This is a genomic window from Actinomadura meridiana, assembly GCF_039537545.1.
In the GTDB taxonomy this organism is placed as follows: Bacteria; Actinomycetota; Actinomycetes; order Streptosporangiales; family Streptosporangiaceae; genus Spirillospora; species Spirillospora meridiana.
The window spans coordinates 164265-183873 of record NZ_BAABAS010000003.1 but is presented as its reverse complement, the minus strand read 5'-3'; the positions used below and the strand labels follow the sequence as shown (position 1 = coordinate 183873).

The 19609-nt window shown below is 71.2% G+C and carries 23 protein-coding genes; 15 read left to right on the top strand and 8 right to left on the bottom strand.

Going from position 1 to position 19609, the window contains the following annotated elements; genetic code table 11:
* The first annotated feature begins 71 nt into the window (after window positions 1-71).
* Window positions 72-1505 (top strand): MocR-like pyridoxine biosynthesis transcription factor PdxR, encoded by a 1434-nt coding sequence (gene pdxR, locus ABD808_RS02375; protein WP_344888862.1) that lies wholly within the window; start codon window positions 72-74, stop codon window positions 1503-1505.
* Window positions 1506-1534: 29 nt separating this feature from the next.
* Window positions 1535-1765: a hypothetical protein gene (locus ABD808_RS02370; protein WP_344888859.1), complete on the top strand. Its 231-nt coding sequence runs from the start codon at window positions 1535-1537 to the stop codon at window positions 1763-1765.
* Between the two features lie 54 nt (window positions 1766-1819).
* Here the strand turns inward: ABD808_RS02370 and ABD808_RS02365 are convergent, their stop codons facing one another.
* Both ABD808_RS02365 and ABD808_RS02360 read right to left on the bottom strand, forming a co-directional pair.
* On the bottom strand, window positions 1820-2614 hold the full coding sequence (locus tag ABD808_RS02365; protein ID WP_344888856.1) for an ABC transporter permease: 795 nt from the start codon (window positions 2612-2614) through the stop codon (window positions 1820-1822).
* A 50-nt stretch (window positions 2615-2664) separates the two neighbouring features.
* Entirely contained in the window at window positions 2665-3618 is a 954-nt protein-coding gene (locus ABD808_RS02360; protein ID WP_344888853.1) for an ABC transporter ATP-binding protein, read from the bottom strand.
* A gap of 83 nt (window positions 3619-3701) precedes the next feature.
* Between ABD808_RS02360 and ABD808_RS02355 the strand changes: the two genes are divergently transcribed.
* Entirely contained in the window at window positions 3702-4277 is a 576-nt protein-coding gene (locus ABD808_RS02355) for a DUF1707 SHOCT-like domain-containing protein (RefSeq protein ID WP_344888850.1), read from the top strand.
* 3 nt (window positions 4278-4280) lie between these two features.
* Here the strand turns inward: ABD808_RS02355 and glpX are convergent, their stop codons facing one another.
* On the bottom strand, window positions 4281-5315 hold the full coding sequence (gene glpX, locus ABD808_RS02350; RefSeq protein WP_344888847.1) for a class II fructose-bisphosphatase: 1035 nt from the start codon (window positions 5313-5315) through the stop codon (window positions 4281-4283).
* A 256-nt stretch (window positions 5316-5571) separates the two neighbouring features.
* On the opposite strand from glpX, the gene ABD808_RS02345 reads away from it, so the two are divergent.
* The 3 genes from ABD808_RS02345 to ABD808_RS02335 are packed head-to-tail and all read left to right on the top strand — an operon-like array spanning window position 5572 to window position 8050.
* Window positions 5572-6666 carry an RNA-guided endonuclease TnpB family protein gene (locus ABD808_RS02345; RefSeq protein ID WP_344888844.1) on the top strand — a complete coding sequence of 365 codons (1095 nt, stop codon included), beginning with the start codon at window positions 5572-5574 and terminating at the stop codon, window positions 6664-6666.
* Window positions 6667-6677: 11 nt separating this feature from the next.
* The gene (locus tag ABD808_RS02340; protein WP_344888841.1) at window positions 6678-7343 is read left to right on the top strand and encodes a TetR/AcrR family transcriptional regulator; all 666 of its coding nucleotides are present in this window, start codon (window positions 6678-6680) and stop codon (window positions 7341-7343) included.
* A 20-nt stretch (window positions 7344-7363) separates the two neighbouring features.
* Entirely contained in the window at window positions 7364-8050 is a 687-nt protein-coding gene (locus tag ABD808_RS02335; protein ID WP_344888838.1) for a DUF4245 domain-containing protein, read from the top strand.
* A gap of 19 nt (window positions 8051-8069) precedes the next feature.
* On the opposite strand, the gene ABD808_RS02330 is transcribed toward ABD808_RS02335, so the two are convergent.
* Window positions 8070-8306, bottom strand: coding sequence for an exodeoxyribonuclease VII small subunit (locus ABD808_RS02330; RefSeq protein ID WP_344888835.1), 237 nt, complete (start codon window positions 8304-8306; stop codon window positions 8070-8072).
* A 10-nt stretch (window positions 8307-8316) separates the two neighbouring features.
* On the bottom strand, window positions 8317-9540 hold the full coding sequence (gene xseA, locus ABD808_RS02325; protein WP_344888832.1) for an exodeoxyribonuclease VII large subunit: 1224 nt from the start codon (window positions 9538-9540) through the stop codon (window positions 8317-8319).
* 134 nt (window positions 9541-9674) lie between these two features.
* Between xseA and ABD808_RS02320 the strand changes: the two genes are divergently transcribed.
* Window positions 9675-10115, top strand: coding sequence for a MarR family winged helix-turn-helix transcriptional regulator (locus ABD808_RS02320; protein ID WP_344888829.1), 441 nt, complete (start codon window positions 9675-9677; stop codon window positions 10113-10115).
* Between the two features lie 21 nt (window positions 10116-10136).
* On the top strand, window positions 10137-11417 hold the full coding sequence (locus ABD808_RS02315) for an MFS transporter (protein ID WP_344888826.1): 1281 nt from the start codon (window positions 10137-10139) through the stop codon (window positions 11415-11417).
* A 53-nt stretch (window positions 11418-11470) separates the two neighbouring features.
* On the opposite strand, the gene ABD808_RS02310 is transcribed toward ABD808_RS02315, so the two are convergent.
* On the bottom strand, window positions 11471-12286 hold the full coding sequence (locus ABD808_RS02310) for a DUF8129 domain-containing protein (protein WP_344888823.1): 816 nt from the start codon (window positions 12284-12286) through the stop codon (window positions 11471-11473).
* 231 nt (window positions 12287-12517) lie between these two features.
* Between ABD808_RS02310 and ABD808_RS02305 the strand changes: the two genes are divergently transcribed.
* Entirely contained in the window at window positions 12518-13483 is a 966-nt protein-coding gene (locus tag ABD808_RS02305; protein WP_344888820.1) for a 4-hydroxy-3-methylbut-2-enyl diphosphate reductase, read from the top strand.
* A 36-nt stretch (window positions 13484-13519) separates the two neighbouring features.
* Here ABD808_RS02305 and ABD808_RS02300 read toward each other — a convergent pair whose 3' ends face one another.
* Both ABD808_RS02300 and ABD808_RS02295 read right to left on the bottom strand, forming a co-directional pair.
* On the bottom strand, window positions 13520-14068 hold the full coding sequence (locus ABD808_RS02300; protein ID WP_344888817.1) for a DUF6542 domain-containing protein: 549 nt from the start codon (window positions 14066-14068) through the stop codon (window positions 13520-13522).
* 56 nt (window positions 14069-14124) lie between these two features.
* The gene (locus ABD808_RS02295; RefSeq protein ID WP_344888814.1) at window positions 14125-15546 is read right to left on the bottom strand and encodes a DNA recombination protein RmuC; all 1422 of its coding nucleotides are present in this window, start codon (window positions 15544-15546) and stop codon (window positions 14125-14127) included.
* Between the two features lie 135 nt (window positions 15547-15681).
* Here ABD808_RS02295 and ychF point away from each other — a divergent pair, with 135 nt between their 5' ends.
* The 6 genes from ychF to ABD808_RS38425 all read left to right on the top strand — a co-directional run.
* A complete protein-coding gene (gene ychF, locus ABD808_RS02290) occupies window positions 15682-16773 on the top strand; it encodes a redox-regulated ATPase YchF (RefSeq protein ID WP_344888811.1) in 1092 nt (363 codons plus the stop codon).
* Between the two features lie 102 nt (window positions 16774-16875).
* Window positions 16876-17109 carry a FitA-like ribbon-helix-helix domain-containing protein gene (locus ABD808_RS02285; protein ID WP_344888808.1) on the top strand — a complete coding sequence of 78 codons (234 nt, stop codon included), beginning with the start codon at window positions 16876-16878 and terminating at the stop codon, window positions 17107-17109.
* Complete coding sequence (locus ABD808_RS02280) at window positions 17106-17525, top strand: type II toxin-antitoxin system VapC family toxin (RefSeq protein WP_344888805.1); 420 nt, start codon at window positions 17106-17108, stop codon at window positions 17523-17525. The genes ABD808_RS02285 and ABD808_RS02280 overlap by 4 nt, the downstream gene beginning before the upstream one ends.
* 575 nt (window positions 17526-18100) lie before the next feature.
* On the top strand, window positions 18101-19105 hold the full coding sequence (locus tag ABD808_RS02275) for a conjugal transfer protein (protein WP_344888802.1): 1005 nt from the start codon (window positions 18101-18103) through the stop codon (window positions 19103-19105).
* A gap of 63 nt (window positions 19106-19168) precedes the next feature.
* Window positions 19169-19459, top strand: coding sequence for a hypothetical protein (locus ABD808_RS02270; RefSeq protein WP_344888799.1), 291 nt, complete (start codon window positions 19169-19171; stop codon window positions 19457-19459).
* Between the two features lie 56 nt (window positions 19460-19515).
* Window positions 19516-19609: hypothetical protein (locus tag ABD808_RS38425; protein ID WP_425548882.1), on the top strand; the 94-nt coding region annotated here is incomplete at its 3' end.

Below are 19609 nucleotides of genomic sequence, written 5' to 3'. Positions count from 1 at the left end.
ATGACCAGCAGGGAGAATGGTCCAATGTCACCCGCGTGACGTTCCTACTTCCTCTTGACGCTGAGAGTCATGTGACCGACCTTCATCTTCCGCTCGACCGGGGCGCCGGACGGCTCGCGGCGCAGATCGCGGCCGGGTTCCGCGCGGCCGTGCGCGCAGGACGGCTGACCGCCGGGACCCGCCTGCCGTCCAGCCGTGACCTGGCCCGCGACCTGGACGTCTCCCGGGGCGTCGTCGTGGCCGCCTATGAGCAGCTGACCGCCGAGGGGTTCCTGGTCGCGCGGCGCGGCGACGGTACCCGCATCGCCCCGCTGGCCCGTCCCGACGGACGGGCGACCGGTGCGCCGAAGCAGGCGCCGCGCGAGGTCTCGCCGCCGTCCCGCGAGACCCCTGCGGAACCCGCGCTCCCGTACGACCTGTGGCCCGGCAGACCCGATCTGTCGGCCTTCCCGCGCGAACGGTGGATCGGCGCCGCCCGCGCCGCGCTGCGCACGCTGCCGCACGACGCGCTCGCCTACCCCGACCCCGGCGGCGTCCCGGAACTGCGCGCCGAACTGGCCGGATACCTCGGCCGGGTCCGCGCCGCCCACGCCGACGCCGACCGCGTCGTGATCATGAACGGGGTGGCGCACGGGCTGTCCGCGCTGCTCCAACTGCTGCGCGCGGACGGGCATCCGGCCCTCGCCGTCGAGGACCCGACCAGCGTCCGGCAGATCCCGATGATGGACGCCTCGGGCCTGCGCATCGCCCGCGTCCCCGTGGACCGTGACGGCCTGGACGTCGCCGCCCTCGCCCGCACCGGGGCGCGGGCCGTCCTGGTCACGCCCGCGCACCAGTATCCGACCGGCGTCGTGCTGTCCCCGGCCCGGCGCGGCCAGCTGATCGCGTGGGCGCGGGACGTCGACGGGCTGATCCTGGAGGACGACTACGACGCCGAGTTCCGCTATGACCGCGAGCCCGTCGGCTGCCTCCAGGGCGTCGATCCCGACCGCGTCGTCCTGTTCGGCTCGGTCAGCAAGTCCCTGGCTCCCGCGCTGCGGCTCGGCTGGGCGGTGGCGCCGCCGTCCCTGGCCGGGCGGCTGCGCGAGCACCGCGGCGCCACCGACCTCGGCGCGCCCGTCCTGGAGCAGTACGCCCTCGCCGAGTACCTGCGCAGCGGCGGGTACGACCGGCATCTGCGCACCATGCGGCGGCGCTACCGGGCCCGGCGGGACGCGCTGGCCGAGGCGCTGGACGTCCACCTGCCCGGCGCCACGGTTCGCGGCGTCTCAGCGGGAATCCATCTCTACGTGGAGCTTCCACCCGGATGCGACGAGGACGAGGTCGTGACACGCGCCGCCCGCCAGGGCGTGTCCGTGGCGGGCGCCCGCCCCATGTGGTCGCTCGGACGCGCACGTCACGCCACGCCCGCGCTCGTCCTCGGCTACGCGAAACTTCCCGAGGCGCGCCTGGTCAAGGCGGCCCGACTGTTGGGTCAAGCGGTTACCAATGGGTCCGAGGGGTAGGACGACTATCCCCGATGAAGGAGTGACTCATGAGTCTGGAAGAGGCCGCGCGGCAGCTCAAGATGGCGGGCCACGACGCACAGGTCGCCTTCGACTGCGTCGGCCTGGGCGACCTCGACCGGGCGCAGGAGCACGCCGTGACCCTGCGGGCCGCGGCCGACGCCGCCGAGGTGGCGCTGAGCCGCGCCCTGCGCGACCTGACCCCGGAAGAGGCCCTGGCCGAGGGCGACCGCGCCGTCCGCGCCCTGGAGAACACCTGACGCCCCGTACCCCCGCCTTCAGGCTCAGGCGGTGCGTTCTCAGGCGGCGTGTTCTCAGGCGATGAGGCGCTTGCGCATGCCCCGGACGGCGATGAGCCACATCAGCGCCGCGAACACGATGAGCCCGGCGAGGTGTCCGAGGTCGGCCAGCGGGTCCAGGCCGAAGACCGCGTCCCTGACCAGCTCGACGCAGTGGTAGAGCGGGTTCAGGTACGACACCTTCTGCGCCCATCCGGGCAGTGACTCGATGGGGAAGAACGTCCCGGCGATCAGGAACAGCGGCGTGATCACCCCGGTGATCACGTAGTCGAACGAGTTGATCGACGGGACGACCGAGGACGTCCACATCCCGAACAGACCGAAGCCGAGCGCGGTGAAGAACGTCACGAACGGCACCAGCAGCATCCCGAACGCCGGGTCGAGGCCGAAGAACATGCCCACCACGATCGGGGTGCACGAGTACACCGCCGACTTGGCCGCGATCCACAGCGCCTCGCCCGTCACCAGTTCGTGGACGTCCACCGGCGCCGCGAGCATCCCGTCGTAACTGTGCTGGAAGACGCGCCTGATGTAGGCGTTGAACATGCCCGGGAACGCCGACGTGAACAGCGCCGCCGTGCCGACGACGCCCGTCGCGACGAAGTCCAGGTACCGGTAGTCGCCGATCACCGCGACCATCGAGCCGAACCCGTAGCCGAACGCGAGCAGGAAGAACGTCGGCTCCACCATCGAGGCGAACGACTGCGACTTCCAGTACCGCTTGTACAGGGCCACCTCGTGCCGCCAGATGCCCCGCACCGGCGCCCACTCGAACCGCCGCAATCGAGGCGCCCGCTCCACCACACTCATTCCTGCTTCCTGCGGGAGGACGGCCCCCCGCGCCCCCCGGTTCGCTCCGCTCATTCCACGCGCTCCCCGGTCAAGATCACGAACACGTCTTCAAGGTTGGCGGCGCGGCGGACGCCGTCCGGCCCCAGCTCCTCCTCCAGGGAGGGCGGGATGGTCTCGGCCTTCAGCACCGACACGGACGGGCCGGTGCGGCGGGTCGGCAGCCCGGCGGCCCTGGCGATCCGCTCCACGTCCGCCAGCCGGTCGGGCGGCCCGTAGTGCTCGACGACCCGTTCGCCCGCGTACTCGGCCACCAGCTCCGAGGGCGAGCCCCGGGCGATGACGCGGCCGTGCGACATCAGCGCGCACTCGTCGGCCAGCCGCTCGGCCTCCTCGATGTAGTGCGTGGACATCAGCACGGTCGTGCCCTCGGCGCGCAGCCCGTCGATCAGGCCCCACAGCTCCGCGCGGACCTGCGGGTCGAGGCCCACGGTCGGCTCGTCCAGCAGGACGAGGGCGGGACGGTGCACCAGCCCCCGGGCGATCAGCAGCCGCCGCCGCATGCCGCCGGACAGGTCGTCCACCTTGGTGAACTGCCGCTCGGTCAGGTGCGCGATGGCGAGCGCGTCGTCGACCGCCTTGCGCCGCTCCTCGCGCGGCACCCGGTACAGGTGCGCGAACACCTCCAGGTTCTCGCGGGCGGTCAGCTCCTCGTCGAGGTTGTCCTGCTGCGGGACGACGCCCATCGCGGCCCGCGCGCGCTTGGACTCGCGCGGGACGCTGAACCCCAGCACCTCGATGCTGCCCTCGGTGGCGATGGCCTGCGCGGTGAGCATCTTCATGGTGGTCGACTTGCCCGCGCCGTTCGGGCCGAGCAGCCCCAGGCAGATGCCCGTGGGGACCTCCAGGTCGAGCCCGTTCACGGCGGTGAAGTCGCCGAAGCGCTTCACGACGCCGCGAAGGCTGATCGCCGCCGTGGTGGAACGGTCCTGGGCAGCCGCGATCTGCGCTCGTTGCACGGTCATCCCCCTACATTAAGGAAATTCCTGGACAAAACCCCAGTTGTTTTCCTCCGACGTGCCCCACCACCTGCGGTTAACCTCATGGTGTGGACGTCCCCCTTCGCGACCTGCGCGCGTCCGACGCCGACCGGGAGCGCGTCGCCGCCGTCCTCGGCGAGGCGTACGCCGACGGCCGCCTCACCGCCGACGAGCACGCCGACCGCACCGCCCGCGTCTACGCCGCCCGCACGCTGGGCGAACTGACCGGGCTCACCGGCGACCTCGGCCCCGAGGAGGCGCAGCCGATCCTGGTGGACGACCGGCCGGTGTCGGTCTTCTTCGGCCGCGCCCGCCGCGACGGCCGCTGGGTCGTGCCGGTGAAGCTGCCCCTCCTCGCCCTGTTCGGCACGGTCGAGCTGGACCTGCGCGAGGCCGTCCTGCAACGCCGCCACATCGTGGTCGAGTCCCTGGTGTTCGGCGGCCGGATCCGGCTGCTCGTCCCCGACGGCGTCCGCGTGGACGTCACCGGGCGCACCATCCTCAGCACCCGCGACCTGCGGGCCCGTCCCGACCCCGGCGGCCCCACGATCGAGGTCGGCGGCACCCTGATCTTCGGCTCCGTCCGCGTCCGGGCACCGAAGCGCACGCTGCGCGCCCGCCTGCGCGGCCGCCTGGGCCGGTGAGCGCTACCCCGGCGTGTCGAAGTTGATCGAGCTGTAGGCGCGCAGCTTGCCGAGCTGATGCTCGCTGGAGATCGTCCGGATCGTGCCGCTGCGGGACCGCATGACCAGCGAGTGCGTGACGGCCGTGCCCTTGCCGTACCGGACGCCGTCGACCAGTTCGCCGTCGGTGATGCCGGTCGCGGCGAAGAACACGTCGTCGGAGGTCACCAGGTCGTCCGTCGTCAGCACCTTGCCCGGCTCGTGACCGGCGTCGGCCGCCCTGCGCCGCTCCGCGTCGTCCTGCGGCCACAACCGGCCCTGGATCACCCCGCCCAGCGCCTTGATCGCGCACGCCGCGATGATCCCCTCCGGGGTGCCGCCGATGCCGAGCAGCAGGTCGACGCCCGTGTTGGGACGCGACGCCATGATCGCCCCGGCCACGTCGCCGTCCAGGATGAACTTGATCCGCGCACCCGCCTCCCGGACCTCCTTCACGATGCCCTCGTGCCGGGGCCGGTCCAGGATGCAGACGGTCACGTCGTTCGTCGACGACCCCTTCGCACGGGCGATCGCGCGGATGTTGTCGGCGATCGGACGCTCGATGTCGACGACGTCCGCGGCCTCCGGACCCGTCACGAGCTTCTCCATGTAGAACACCGCCGACGGGTCGAACATCGACCCGCGCGGCGCGACCGACAGCACCGCGATCGCGTTGTTCATGCCGAGCGCGGTCAGCCGCGTTCCGTCCACGGGGTCGACGGCCACGTCGCATTCGGCGCCGGAGCCGTCCCCGACCTCCTCGCCGTTGAACAGCATGGGCGCGTTGTCCTTCTCGCCCTCGCCGATCACGACGACGCCCCGCATGGACACGGTGTTGATCAGCTGGCGCATGGCGTTCACGGCGGCGCCGTCGGCGCCGTTCTTGTCTCCGCGCCCGACCCAGCGCGCCGCCGCCATGGCGGCCGCCTCGGTCACGCGGACCAGCTCCATCGCCAGGTTGCGGTCCGGCGCCGCGGGCTCGGTCGTGAGCGGGGAAGAAACGGTGTTCTCGTCGGTCATGACGGCGCGGGTCCCCTCGCTGTGGGTGATGTCAGGTAGTGGTCGGATTCTCCGTGGACGGGACGCATAGCAACAAATTGGACCAGACCAACCGCGACACCCCGTCCCGGCTCGTCCAGCACGGCCCGGCCCGTTCCCGTGTCCCGCGGTCGCTCAGGCAGGGATGTTTCCCCATGAAACGGGTTCCAACTCTCAGGCCGTGAGTGGGCTGGCGAGCGGTCCGGCTCTGTCAGCGCCAGACGCTACGGTGGGTGATGTGTGGGTCACTCAGGCGTATCGGTTCGCGTTGAATCCGACGCCCGCGCAGCGGCGGGCGTTGGCGTCGCACGCGGGTGCGGCGCGGTTCGCGTGGAACTGGGCCCTGGCCGCCTGCATCACTCGTCACCAGACTGAGGGCAAATGGTGGTCGGGCACCGAACTGCACCGGTTGTGGAACCAGGCCAAGAAGACCGATCCGGCGCTGGGTTGGTGGGCTGAGAACTCCAAGTGCGTGTATCAGGAGGCGTTCCGGGATCTGGATCGGGCGTTGCGGGAGTTCGTCCGGTCCCGTAATGGGCGGCGTAAGGGGCGCCGCCTGGGGTTTCCTCGGTTCAAGAGGCGGGGCCGGTGTCGGGACTCGTTCCGGTTCTCCACCGGTGCCATGCGCTGTGCGGGCCGGACTGTCACGCTGCCCCGCCTGGGCACCATCGGCACGCATGAGTCGACGCGCAAACTCGCTCGGCGGTTGGAGGGCGGCACCGCGCGCGTGTTGTCGGCGACGGTGTCGCGGACGGCGCACCGTTGGCATGTCTCCTTCACCGTGCAGGTTGACCGTGCTGTTCCCACACGGCACGCCCGGCCCGGCAGTGCCGTGGGCGTCGACCTGGGTGTCAGGACGCTGCTGACCGGCGTCGATGACCGAGGCGCGGTGATCGAGGTCGCCGGGCCGAAAGCGTTGCGGGCGGGTCTGCGGAAACTGGCGCGGCGGATGTTGGACTACAAGACCGGCTGGAACGCCGGGAAACTGGTGGTCGCCGACCGGTGGTTCCCCTCGTCCAAGACGTGCTCGGGTTGTGGGCGGCGAAAGCCAAGCCTATCGCTGTCCGAGCGTCTCTACCGGTGTGAGGGTTGTGGTTTGGTCGTGGGCCGGGATGTGAACGCGGCCCGTAATCTGCTCGTCCTCGCCGCCAGTGGGGCGGAGAGCCGAAACGCCTGTGGAGGTGGCGTGAGTCCCGGTCTGGCCGGGCGGCCGCCGGTGAAGCAGGAACCCGGCGCCACACCTGGTGTGGGTGACCGGGACTGTCGCCGCGTAAGCGGCGGCTGCCCCAGCAGCGAATGCCCACATTCGCTCACACAGCGGGTAACGGCGTAATCTCAGGCGTCATGAGCAGCCACATTGACGTTCCGCCCGGCGGGGTGGCCCGTAACGGGGACGCGGGGGCCACCGGCACGCCGGCCCGCACCTCCGACCGTGGGGCGGCCACGCGCGGCGCGCTGCTGGCCGCGGCGCGGGACGTCTTCTGCGAGTCGGGCTTCGCCCAGGCGGCGGTGACCGACATCGTCGCCAAGGCGGGCGCGAGCGTCGGCAGCCTGTACCACCACTTCAGCGGTAAGGCCGACCTGTACCTCACCCTGTACGAGGACTTCCAGACCGGGCAGCAGGTGCGCACCCGCAAGGCGATCAACGCGGTGCGGGAGGCGGGCGAGACCGACCCGATGCGGCAGTTCATCGCCGGGGCGGGCGCCTACCTGGACGGCTGCCTCGCCGAACGCGACGTCGCCCGGCTGTTCATCTCCGGCGACGGTCCGCCCGGCTTCGACCGCGTCATGCGCGAGCGGCTCGGCCGGTGGGCGCGCCGCAACGCCGCGCTGTTCCACACCGCCGACGGCGGGGTGGACGAGGCCCTGGTCATGGTGCTGACCGGCGCGATGGCGGGCGCCGTGTCGGAGATCTCGCTGATGGACGACGAGGACGCCGCCCGCGGCCTCGCCGACGAGATCATGGCCATCGTCGGCACGATCAGGAACCCCCGTACGGGGCAGCGCTGACCGTGCGGGATCCTGGAGGGGTGACCGACAAGACCTCGTCCTCCGCCACGGACACCCCGGACACCTCCGACGAAACGGCCCCGAGCGGGGACGCTCCCGTCGGGCGGCCCGTCGTTGAGGTGAGCCCGGGCGCGTACAAGCGGCTCACGACCGGGCTCGGCGGCTTCGCCCTGGCGATGGGCGCCTGCCTGCTGATCGTGCTGGCGATCTACGCCGTCACGCCGCGCGGCGGCAAGGAGGTGCTGCCGAAGGTCGACTACGGCTCGCAGCTGTGGGCGATGCGCAACGGCGCGCCCTTCACCGTCTACGCGCCTGAGGGGCTTTCGGCGAAGTGGCGTCCGACCAATTCCCGTGTCACCGGCCTCGGGTCCGAAGGCGAGAAGCCCGTCGCGTGGCATCTGGGGTTCGTGACCCCCAGCGACGAGTACGGGGCGCTGGAGCAGAGCAACGAGAAGGCGTCCGACTACATCCCGCGCATGGCCAACAGCAGCAAGCCGATCGGGACGCAGCAGGTCGGCGGCGCCGTCTGGACGAAGTACCACCGCAAGGACAAGAAGGCCAACTCGCTCGCCCGGACCCTGCCGGACGGGACGAGCCTCGTCGTGACCGGCACCGCGTCCTACGCCGAGCTGGCGATCCTCGCCGGGGCGCTCAAGCCGCAGGCCAAGGACGCGGCGCTGTCCCCGTCGGCGACGCCCGGCCCCTGAGCCCCGGCTGGAACGGTGGTCAGAACGGGGCGGCGGCGTCGCCGTTCTCCGGGCGGTCGAGGGCCGCGGCCAGCCGGGCGCGGGCGCCTTCGAGCCACTCCTCGCAGATCGCGGCCAGCTTCTCGCCGCGCTCCCACAGGGCGAGCGACTCCTCCAGCGTGAGCCCGCCCGCCTCCAGCCGCTTGACGACCTCGGCCAGCTCGTCCCGCGCCTGCTCGTACGACGGCTTCTCCGCCGTCTCCTTGTCCTGCGCCATCTGCCCCACCCTAGGACTCCTCTGATTCGCGGCGTTCGGTGACGGTCACGCCGAGGCGGCCCGCGGCCAGCCGGACCTGGAGGTCCTCGCCGTCCTTGATCGTCGATGACTCCCGCACGACCGTCCCGTCCTCCCGCTGGACGATCGCGTACCCGCGGTCCAGCGTCGCGGCGGGGGACAGGGCCAGCAGCCGGGCCCGGGTGTGCGAGAGCGCGTCACCGGCCCGGTCCAGCGCGCCGGACAGGCAGCGCCGCGCCCGGTCGCGCATCACGGTGACCCGCTCGGACTGCCGCTCGACCTCCCGCACCGGGTCGGCCAGCGCGGGCCTGGACCGGACGGACCGCAGCCACGCCTGCTCCCGGTCCAGCCCGCCCGCGAGGCAGCGCCGCCCCCGGTCGCGCAGCTGCCGGACGAGCTGGAGCTGCTCCCGCACGTCCGGGACGACCTTCTTCGCCGCGTCCGTCGGGGTGGAGGCGCGCACGTCCGCGACCAGGTCGAGGATCGGGGCGTCCTGCTCGTGGCCGATCGCGCTGACCACGGGCGTGCGGGCGGCGGACACCGCGCGCACGAGCGCCTCGTCCGAGAACGGCAACAGGTCTTCCATCGCGCCGCCGCCGCGCGCGATGATGATCACATCGATCCCGGGATCGGCGTCGAGCGCGCGCAGCGCCTCCATCACCTCGCCGACCGCGTACGAGCCCTGCACCGCGGTGTTCTCCACCCGGAACGCCACCGCCGGCCACCGGCGCCGCGCGTTCTGCAGGACGTCGTGCTCGGCGTCGGAGTCGCGCCCGCAGATCAGCCCGATCCCGGCGGGCAGGAACGGGAGCGGCCGCTTGCGCTCGGGCCGGAACAGCCCCTCGGAGGCGAGGACCTGCTTGAGCCGCTCCAGCCGGGCCAGCAGCTCGCCGACCCCGACCGGCCGGATCTCCAGGACGGAGAGCGAGAACGTCCCGCGGTTGATCCAGAAGTCGGGTTTGGCGTGCACGACGACGCGGGCCCCGTCCGTCACCGCCGGGCCCGCCGCCTCGACCACGGCGCGCGGCCCGACGACCCGGACCGACATGTTCGCCACGGGGTCGCGGAGCGTCATGTACACCGTCCCGCCGCGGGCGTTGAGGTCGGTGATCTGGCCCTCGACCCAGATCCGTCCGAGCTTGCCGATCCAGCCGCTCACCGCTTGCAGGACCGTCCGCACCGGCACGGGAGATTCGGCCGTGGTCTCCATCGCCATGCGGGAAGCCTACGGTGCCCGCCATGCTCCGAGGGTGGAACGGGGTTTCGGGGTGTGACGGAGTAGACACCGCCCGGCCTTCGCATCATTAGCCCAGCTAACTTAGTCTAGCTAAGTATTCGAGGAGAGTCATCGTGACCGCGACCGAACGCCATCTCGCCGAACAGCTCAACCTGCGCCTGCGGCATGTCGTGCTGATGCTCCGGCGGGCCGGGGCCGACCAGCCGATCACCAGCCAGCAGCTGTCCGTCCTCGGCTCCCTGGAGCACGGACCGCGCAGGATGACCGGGCTGGCCGACGAGCACGGCGTCCGGATGCCGACCATGACCGCGCAGATCAACCGGCTCGAACGGGACGGTCTCGTCGCGCGCGGCCGGGACGGCGCCGACGCCCGCGTCGTGACCGTCCGGCTCACCGCGACGGGACGCGACCGGCTCGCCGCCGGACGGGAACGCCGGATCGGCTTCCTCGCGGAGCGGTTCGCGAACCTCACGGACGAGGAGCGCACGGCCGTCGCCGCGGCGCTTCCCGCCCTGGACAAGCTCCTCGGCACCTCGGAGACACGCGCACCCTGAACCCGCACACGGAGGTAATCCATGGACGCGAGGCCCTCGGCGGCTCCCAAGGGCGGCGGCATCCTCAGGCAGCCGCTCTCGGTCTGGGCGACCGCCTTCGCCGCCGTCGTCGCCTTCATGGGCATCGGGCTGGTCGACCCCATCCTGCCCGCCATCGCCAAGAACCTGGACGCCTCGCCCAGCCAGGTGTCCCTGTTGTTCACCAGCTACTTCCTGATCACGGCCGTGGCCATGCTGATCACCGGCTGGGTGTCCAGCCGGATCGGCGGCAAGCGGACGCTGCTGATCGGACTCGCGCTCGTCGTGGTCTTCGCGGGGCTGTCCGGGACGTCCGACACCGTCGGGCAGCTCGTCGGCTTCCGCGCGGGCTGGGGGCTCGGCAACGCCCTCTTCGTCGCCACTGCGCTCGCCGTGATCGTCGGGGCGGCCTCCACCAGTGCCGGAGGCGCTTCGGGGGGTGTGGGGGGTCGTCCCCCCTCGGAGGGCGGGGGCGGGGCCGAGTCGGCGATCATTCTGTACGAGGCGGCGCTCGGGCTCGGCATCTCGCTCGGGCCGCTCGCCGGGGCGCTGCTCGGCGACATGAACTGGCGGTTCCCGTTCTTCGGGACCGCGATCCTGATGGCGATCGGCTTCCTGCTCATCAGCACGATGCTCAAGCCGCCGCCCAGGCCCGCGCAGAAGACCCGGCTGAGCGCTCCGATCAGGGCGCTCGCGCACGGCGGGCTGTCCACGACGGCGTTCACCGCGCTGTTCTACAACTACGCCTTCTTCACCATTCTGGCGTTCACGCCGTTCGTCCTCGGCATGAGCGCGCACGGAATCGGGCTGGTGTTCTTCGGCTGGGGCGTGATGGTGGCGCTGGCGTCGGTGTTCGGCGCGCCCGCGCTGCAACGACGCTTTGGAACGGTCCGAGTGATGTATCTGGCGCTCGGGCTGCTGATCGTCTGCCAGCTCGGCCTCGCCGTCCTCGGACGTGACGGGATAGTCGTCTGCACGATCCTGTCCGGCATCCCGATCGGGCTGAACAACACCGCGTTCACCGAGGCCGCCATGGAGGTCTCCGACAGCCCGCGGCCCGTCGCGTCCGCCGGGTACAACTTCGTCCGCTGGATGGGCGGCGCCCTCGCCCCCTACATCGCGACCAAGCTGGCCGAGGAGCTGAACGCGAACGTGCCCTACTTCGTCGGGGCGGCCTGCTGCGCCGTCGCGATCGGCGTCCTCGCGGTGCGCCGCCGCCACCTCGGGGCGCTGGAGCGGGTCGACGCCGACCACGCCCTCCAGGACGCTCCCGCCACGGCCTGACGTCCCCGCTCATGAGAAAGGCCCCCGGTTCGCCGGGGGCCTTTCCGCGTGGGTCAGTTCGAGCCGTTGAGCTTGGCTATGCGGCGCTCGTACATGCCGATGACGTCCTCACGGGCGGCGTGCTCGCGCTCGTACTCGCGCAGCAGCCTGACCTGGTCGACGGACAGTCCGCGCAGGCGCGCGCGCAACTGCGGCAGCGTGGCGTGGTCGTAGTCGGGCACCGGCAGGTCTTTCGCGACGCGCTCGGGCTCGGCGGGCTTGCCCTTCGCCCCGGTCTCCGGCCTGGTCTTCGGCTTCGGCTCCGGCTTGCTCTCCGGCTCGGCCGCTGCCTTCGGCTCAGGCTTGGTCTCCGGCTGCGGCCCGGCCTCAGCCTTCGGCTCGGGTTTGGTCTCTGGCTGCGGCTCGGGCTTGTCCGCCGCCGTGTCGGCCGACTTGCCCTCGGACTGGGCGTGGTGCCTGCCCAGGGCGCCGGGGCGCGCGGGCTTCGGCGGGGCGCCGGGACGGGCGTGCTTCGGCGTGTGCTGCGTCTCGTCGTCCGGCTTGCCGATCGAGATCTCCTCGCCCTCGGCGTGCCGGGACGTCGTGGGCTCGGACTCGGACTCGGGCTGGTCGCCGCGGACCCGCTCCACCACACGTTCGACGACCTTCTCCGCGGTCTCCTGGACGTCGTCGCGCAGCCGTCCGAGCACCGGCCGGACGCCGCCGCCCTCGGTGATCTCCTTGTAGTCCCGGCTCACCCGGTCGCCGAGCAGCAGCGCGCGGCCGACGCCGAACATGGCCAGCCGGACGGCGTGCAGCGGAAGGTCGCGGACCTGTTCGCCCACCGAGTCCTGGACCTGCTGTTTGAGGCGGCGCGGCGATCTCGTCATCGTCTTTCCTCTTCCTTGCCGTCCCGAACACGGGATCTGTTCACGCGGCCGGTCGAACGGCGTCGTCTCGTTGGTGTCACTCTGCCCCATGGATGCGATCGTGGTCACCCTGGGGATCACACGGCGAGCCTCACCAGGGAGTCGTCCCCACTGGCGGCGCGCTCTCACCCCGTCCGGCGGGCCGTCACCGCCGCCGCACGGGCCCCGCCCCGTCCCTCGTACGATAGACGCATGACCGGCAACACGGAGCGACGTGTCCTGCTCGCCAAGCCGCGCGGTTACTGCGCGGGCGTCGACCGCGCGGTGCAGGCGGTCGAGATCGCCCTGGAGAAGTACGGGGCCCCGATCTACGTCCGCAAGCAGATCGTGCACAACGTCCACGTCGTCAGGACGCTGGAGGAACGCGGCGCGATCTTCGTGGACGAGACCGAGGAGGTCCCCGAGGGCGCCATCGTGGTGTTCTCCGCGCACGGCGTCGCGCCCGTCGTGCACGAGGAGGCCGAGGGGCGGTCGCTGCGCACCATCGACGCGACCTGCCCGCTGGTCACCAAGGTCCACAAGGAGGCCGTGCGGTTCGCCGCGCAGGGCTACGACATCCTGCTGATCGGGCACGAGGGCCACGAGGAGGTCATCGGCACCACCGGCGAGGCGCCCGACCACATCCACCTGGTGGACGGCCCGGACGACGTCGCCAACATCACCGTCCGCGACCCGGAGAAGGTCGCGTGGCTGTCGCAGACCACGCTGTCGGTGGACGAGACCGTCGCCACCGTCGAGAAGCTGCGCGAGCGCTTCCCGAATCTGACCGACCCGCCGTCCGACGACATCTGCTACGCCACCCAGAACCGGCAGGTCGCGGTGAAGGAGATGGCGGCGCAGGCTCAGTTCGTCATCGTGGTGGGCTCGGTGAACTCGTCCAACTCCGTGCGGCTCGTCGAGGTCGCCAAGGAGCACGGCGCGGACGACGCCCGGCTCGTCGACTACGCCGAGCACATCGACCCGGCCTGGCTGGAGGGCGTCACCACGGTCGGTGTCACCAGCGGCGCGTCCGTCCCGGACGAGCTGGTCCAGGACGTGCTGGCCTGGTTGTACGAGCGCGGCTTCGGTGCGGCCGAGGAGATCGAGTCCGTCCCGGAGCACATGCGGTTCTCGCTCCCGAAGGAACTCCGCCGCGACCTGCGCATCACGCCCGTCTGACCGTCGGATCAGCCCAGCCCGGATCTGTCGGGCGGGTCAGTCGACGTCGCCGTGGTGGAGGCGGCGCGGTTCGTGGGAGGCGGGCGACTCGTCCCAGCGGACGGGGTTCTCGTTCTCCTCCTTCTCGAAGAGGCGGAACCCGGCGAGCTTCTCCCGCAGGTCCCGGACGTTCGTCCTGAGCCCGCGGGCCAGGCAGACGACCACGACCAGCGCCGTGCCGAAGAACAGCCACGGCGCGGTGGACGCGAGCGCCGTCAGCACGCCGACGGTGACGCCGCGCAGCAGCGACCCGTCGCCGATCGTGGTGACGACGACCACCGTGAACGTGGCGCCGAAGAACACCAGCGGCGGGCTGACGACGAGCGTCAGAAGATCCGCCGGACGGGTGGCGAACGCGGCGAGCGCGCAGCCGATCGCGAAGCCCGCGCCCGCGAGCAGCGACACGCCGAACCAGTGCGACAGCAGCCCGCACACCACGCCGACGCCGAACATGACGACGATGCCGCCGCGCCCGGTGAGGCTGATCGGGCCGCCGGAGGAGGTCGCCGCGTGCGTCCGCGGGGACCCGCCGCGCTCACGTGCCACTGGACCCCCTGGGGCCGGCGAGGCGCCGCCCGGCGCGTCGCGTACCGTCGATGAACTCATCGCCACCCCTTCCCGGTGGAGGGACGACCCTCGGTGGAGGGACGGCTCCCCGCGCTCTCCGGCGCGCCCTCGTGGAGGTCGCGCCGGTCACTCTGCTCAGGGATGGCTCGCTCACCGAAACCTATCGGTTCCACGGTGGGGCCAGCCTGAGACGGCTCGTCGTCGGACACGCGCCCGTCCTCCCGGCCCGCCGAAGGCGGGGGGAACGGTTCCTCGTGCGCGGTCAGTTCGGCGGCGGAGAGCGCGCGGGGGCTCTCCTCCACGGGGCCCGGCCCGTCCAGGCCGTCGTCGATCACGCCCAGTTCGTTCAGCTTGCGCGCGCTGACGAGCACGCGCGTCTCCAGGGTCCCGATCGTCCGGTTGTAGGCCTTGATGGAACCGGTCAGCGCGCGGCCCAGGTCGTCGACGTGCCGTCCCATCGTGCCAAGGCGTTCGTACAGCTCCTTGCCCAGGTCGAAGACCGCGCGCGCGTTGCGCGACAGGGCGGCCTGCTGCCAGGTGTAGGACGCCGTCCGCAGCATCGAGATCAGCGTCGTCGGCGTGGCGATGTGCACCCGTCTGCGCATCGCGTACTCCAGCAGACCCGGGTCGCGGTCGAGCGCGGGCGCCAGGAACGCCTCGCCCGGAATGAACAGCACGACGAACTCCGGCGACGGGCTGAACGCCTGCCAGTACGACTTCGCCGCCAGCCGGTCGACATGGTCGCGCAGGTGGCGGGCGTGCGCGTCCAGCCGCACCGGATCGCCTGTTTCGGCGGCCTGGAGATACGCGGCCAGCGACACCTTCGAGTCGACCACGATGCTCTTGCCGCCCACCAGCCGCACCACCAGGTCGGGACGCACCCGCCCGTCGACGGTCACGGAGCTGGCCTGCTCGTCGAAGTCGCAGTGGTGCGTCATCCCGGCCAGCTCCACGACGCGGCGCAGTTGCAGCTCGCCCCACCGTCCGCGCGCCTCGGGCCGTTGCAGCGCCCGGACGAGTGACTGCGTCTCGCGGCGCAGCTGGTCGGAGCTCTGCCGGACGAAGTCGACCTGCTTGGCCAGCATCGCGTGCGACTCGCGGCGTCCCGTCTCGACCTCGCGGAGCTGCTCCTCCACCTTGGCGAGCGTCTCCTTCAGCGGTGCCACCAGATGCTCGACGGCCTGTTGCCGCCGCTCCAACTCACCGGCCGCCTCGACGCCCGCCGCCTTCAACCTCGCGTCCGCCAGCTCCAGGAACCGCTGGTTGCTGGCGTCCAGGGCCTTCGCCGACAGGCTCTCGAAGTGCTCGGCCATCCGGTCCTCGGCGTAGGCGAGCTTCTCCTCCGCCGCCCGCGCCCGCGCGATCAGCGCGCCCTGCCGCCCCTGGGCCAGCGCGTATCCGGCGACGACGCCGAACACGGCGCCGACGACGAGGCCGACGAACAGCGCGAGGTCCATCCGTTCATCGTGACAGCGCGGCCGCGAACGGCGACCGCGACGCGCCGTGGCCACCCGCCTCTCCGGACATCAAGCGGTCCAACGGATGTTCCGGGCAGCCCAACGGGTGCGTCCGCGCCCATAAACTTGACCGCCGTGAGCCTCTCCATCGGAATCGTCGGGCTGCCCAACGTCGGCAAGTCCACCCTGTTCAACGCGCTGACCAAGAACGACGCGCTCGCCGCCAACTACCCGTTCGCGACCATCGAGCCCAATGTCGGCGTGGTCGGCGTCCCCGACCAGCGCCTCACCGTGCTGGCGGAGTTGTTCGACTCGCAGAAGATCATTCCTGCGACGATGGAGTTCCTGGACATCGCGGGCATCGTCAAGGGCGCGTCCGAGGGGCAGGGCCTCGGCAACAAGTTCCTCGCCAACATCCGCGAGACCAACGCGATCTGCCAGGTCATCCGCGCCTTCGAGGACCCGGACGTCACCCATGTGGACGGCGACGTCGCCCCGTCCCGCGACATCGAGACGATCAACACCGAGCTGATCCTGGCCGACCTCCAGACGATCGAGAAGGCGCTGCCGCGGCTCGACAAGGAGGCCCGCACCAAGAAGGACAAGGAGAAGCTCGCGGTCGTCGACGCCGTCAACGCCGCGCAGAAACTCCTCGACGGCGGCGTCACCCTCTTCGCGGGCGCCGAAGCCGCCGGAATCGACCTGACCCTCCTGCGCGAACTGCACCTGCTCACCGCGAAGCCCTTCCTCTACGTCTTCAACCTGGACGAGTCCGAGCTGACCGACGAGGCCCTGCGGGCACGCCTGCGCGACCTCGTCGCCCCCGCCGAGGCGATCTTCCTGGACGCCAAGATCGAGGCCGAGCTGATCGAGCTGCCCGACGACGAGGCCCTCGAACTCCTCCAGGGCATGGGCCAGGACGAGTCGGGCCTGTCGCAGCTCGTCCGCGTCGGCTTCGACACCCTCGGCCTACAGACGTACCTGACGGCGGGCCCCAAGGAGTCGCGCGCCTGGACGATCCGCAAGGGCGCCACCGCCCCCGAGGCCGCGGGCGTCATCCACACCGACTTCCAGCGCGGCTTCATCAAGGCCGAGATCGTCTCCTTCGACGACCTCACCACCGCCGGTTCGATGGCCGCCGCCCGCACCGCGGGCAAGGTCCGCATGGAAGGCAAGGACTACGTCATGCAGGACGGCGACGTCGTCGAATTCCGCTTCAACGTCTAACGCCCCGAAGGATTGCCGTCGGCAAGGGCCCTTCGCGCACGTCAGGCCGAGGGTACCGATTCATTGCTATCATCGTTGATAGCACTTTGGGAGGTGGTCTCGATGGCATCCGTTGTCGTTCGCGGGCTCGACGAGTCCGTGAAGTCGCGGCTCGCGGCCCAGGCGAAGGAGCACGGGCGCTCCATGGAGGCCGAGATCCGCGACATCCTCACCAACGCGGTGCGCAGGCCGCACATCGGCCTGGCGCTCATGCGGGCGGCGCGGGAGGTCGGCGGGATCGACGATCTCCCCGTGCCCGAGCGCGACGACGTCGCGCGCGCGGTGGACTTCGAGTGATCGTTCTCGACACGAACGTCATCTCGGAGGTCTTCAGGCCGCACCCGGACGCCCGCGTCGTCGCGTGGCTGGAATCCCTCACCGGCGACGTCGCCATCACGGCGGTCACGCTCGCCGAACTCCTGGCCGGTATGCGCAGGCTCCCCGCGGGCCGCCGTAAGGCCGCGCTGGTCACGAGCATCGACGCCGCGTTGCGGCCCTACCGGGAGACCCGGGCGGTGCTCGCGTTCGACGACGACGCCGCCGACCACTACGCGGACGTCCTCGCCGCGCGCGAGCGGGCCGGACTGCCGATCAGCACGGCCGACGCCCAGATCGCCGCGATCTGCCGGGCCCGGGGCGCCGCGTGCGCGACCCGGAACACCAAGGACTTCGCGTGGACCGGAGTCGAGCTCGTCGACCCCTGGGCCGACTGACCCCGAAGTCTCCGCAGCCGTCCGAGGCGGGGGTGGGGGGTGTGATGTTGGCTACAGGTGGGCGGGTGGTGGGGTCGCTGGGGTGGGTGGGGCGTGCGGGGGGTGGGTGGTCGCTGAGCTGCGGATTTTCGCGATGAATGTCCCGAATCGGACACTGTGCCGGATTCTTCGGGAAGAGATTGCGGTCGGGGAGGTCAGCTGGCAACCAAGCAACTGCCGAGTCGCGACACTTGTCCGGATCCTGGGGTGGCGCGCCGTTCGGAGCCTCGGATAGGGGATCGTCACCGTTTGGCAATCCTCCCTGTTCCTGCTGAGGTGGATTGCATTATCCACACCCGCGCGCCGGGGCTGTGCTTCGCTGGGATGCGCTGGAACAATTGACGCTCGTGGTTACCCTGGGCCCGAGGTGGGTTCAGAAAGGCCACCGGGCGACACGACCAGGCGACACGAGCACGCGCACGGCACCAGGCACCACAAGACCAGACACACAGCGACCAGTACGCACAGCACCAGTACGCACAGGGACCAGGCACAAGGACCGCGCCGACCGGGGGCGAGGCGCGAGCGGAGGCAGGATGGCTCGCAGGTCGGCCGTGGCACGCGGCCGTGACACCGCCGCAGTCGAGGAGACGGCGGCGCCCGGCCGGGCGCTCGCCTCGTCCGCCGACCCGTGGGACCGGCCCGCCGGTGCGGCGGACGGCCAACGTCGCGGCGGCCGCTGGGGCGGATCCGGCGGACGCTGGTGGGTCTGGGTCGGGCGCGCCGTCCTCTGGGCCGTCATCCTGGTCATCCTTGTCAACGGCGTTCGGGCCCCGTTCGAACGGTTCACCTCCGACGACGACCAGACCGATCCCGTCACCGGGCCGAGGCCCGCGCGGGGCGCGAGCTTCCCGAGTAGCGCGGCGGGCGCGTTCGCCCTCCAGTTCGCCAACGTCTACCTCAACTACGACCAGAAGACCGCCCCCGCCCGCGAGGCGCAGTTGCAGACCTTCCTGCCCGACGGCGCCGACCCCCAGTTCGGTTGGAACGGTGCCGGGCAGATGCGGTTGCAGTCCGTTCAGGTGGCGGGAGTCGAAGCGCGCGACGCGAGCAACGCGACCGTGATGCTGCTCGCCCGGACCGCCGACCGGTGGCTGCGGCTCGCCGTTCCCGTCTACGCCGACCAGAACGGTTCCCTCGTCGTGTCAGCGCGGCCCGCGCTGCTTCCCCCGCCGACGAAGGCGAAGCTTCCGCAGGGCGGCGTCCAGGAACGCGACACCGCGCTCGAGAACGAGTTGAAGCCGTTCCTCGGCACCTTCTTCCCGCAGTACGCGACCGGCAACCAGGCGGCGCTGTCGCGCTTCTCCAGCGGCCCCGCCATCGCGGGCCTCGCCAACACCGTGACCTTCGTGCAGGTCAAGGAGGTCGTCGCGCCGAAGGGATCCCCGGGCGAGCGCAGCGTCACCGCCACCGTCGTCTGGCAGCTGCCCCAGGGCGGCGGCGGCGAGCTGGAGCAGACCTACCAGATCGCGATGGTCAAGAAGGGGACGACCTGGCTGGTACGCGACATTCGCGGCACCACCGAACCGAGCACATCATGAGAGGCCGCGACGTGACGACACCAGCCCCCAGCGACTCCGCCGATCGAGGAAGGTAGCCAGTCGATGCTGCACCACATCATGGCGTCGATTCCGCACGAGATCCTGGCGGCGCCCGCCGACAACGACGAACTCAAGACCGATCAGCTCGCCGACTGGCTGCGGCAGATATTCGGTCCGCTGTTCCTGGTGATCGTCTCCATTGTGGCGATCTTCTTCCTGTTCACCCGCGAGATCACGCGATTCGTCCAATTCATCGTGCTGGCGATCGGGATCGGCGTGGTCTTCTACGTGCCCAACATCATCGAGACCACGGCCAAGGCCATTGCCAAGGCCCTCGGCGTGGACGTCTCCTGACCCGGATGGAGGATCGGCAGTCGGACCCGTGCTCGCGCAGTTAGGGGAGTAGGGGCGTGGACCTACCCACGTACACGAACATCTGGCGCATCGAGAAGCGGCTGTACAAGCTGTACGATCTGCGGTTGCCCATGCCGCTGCCGCTGGTCC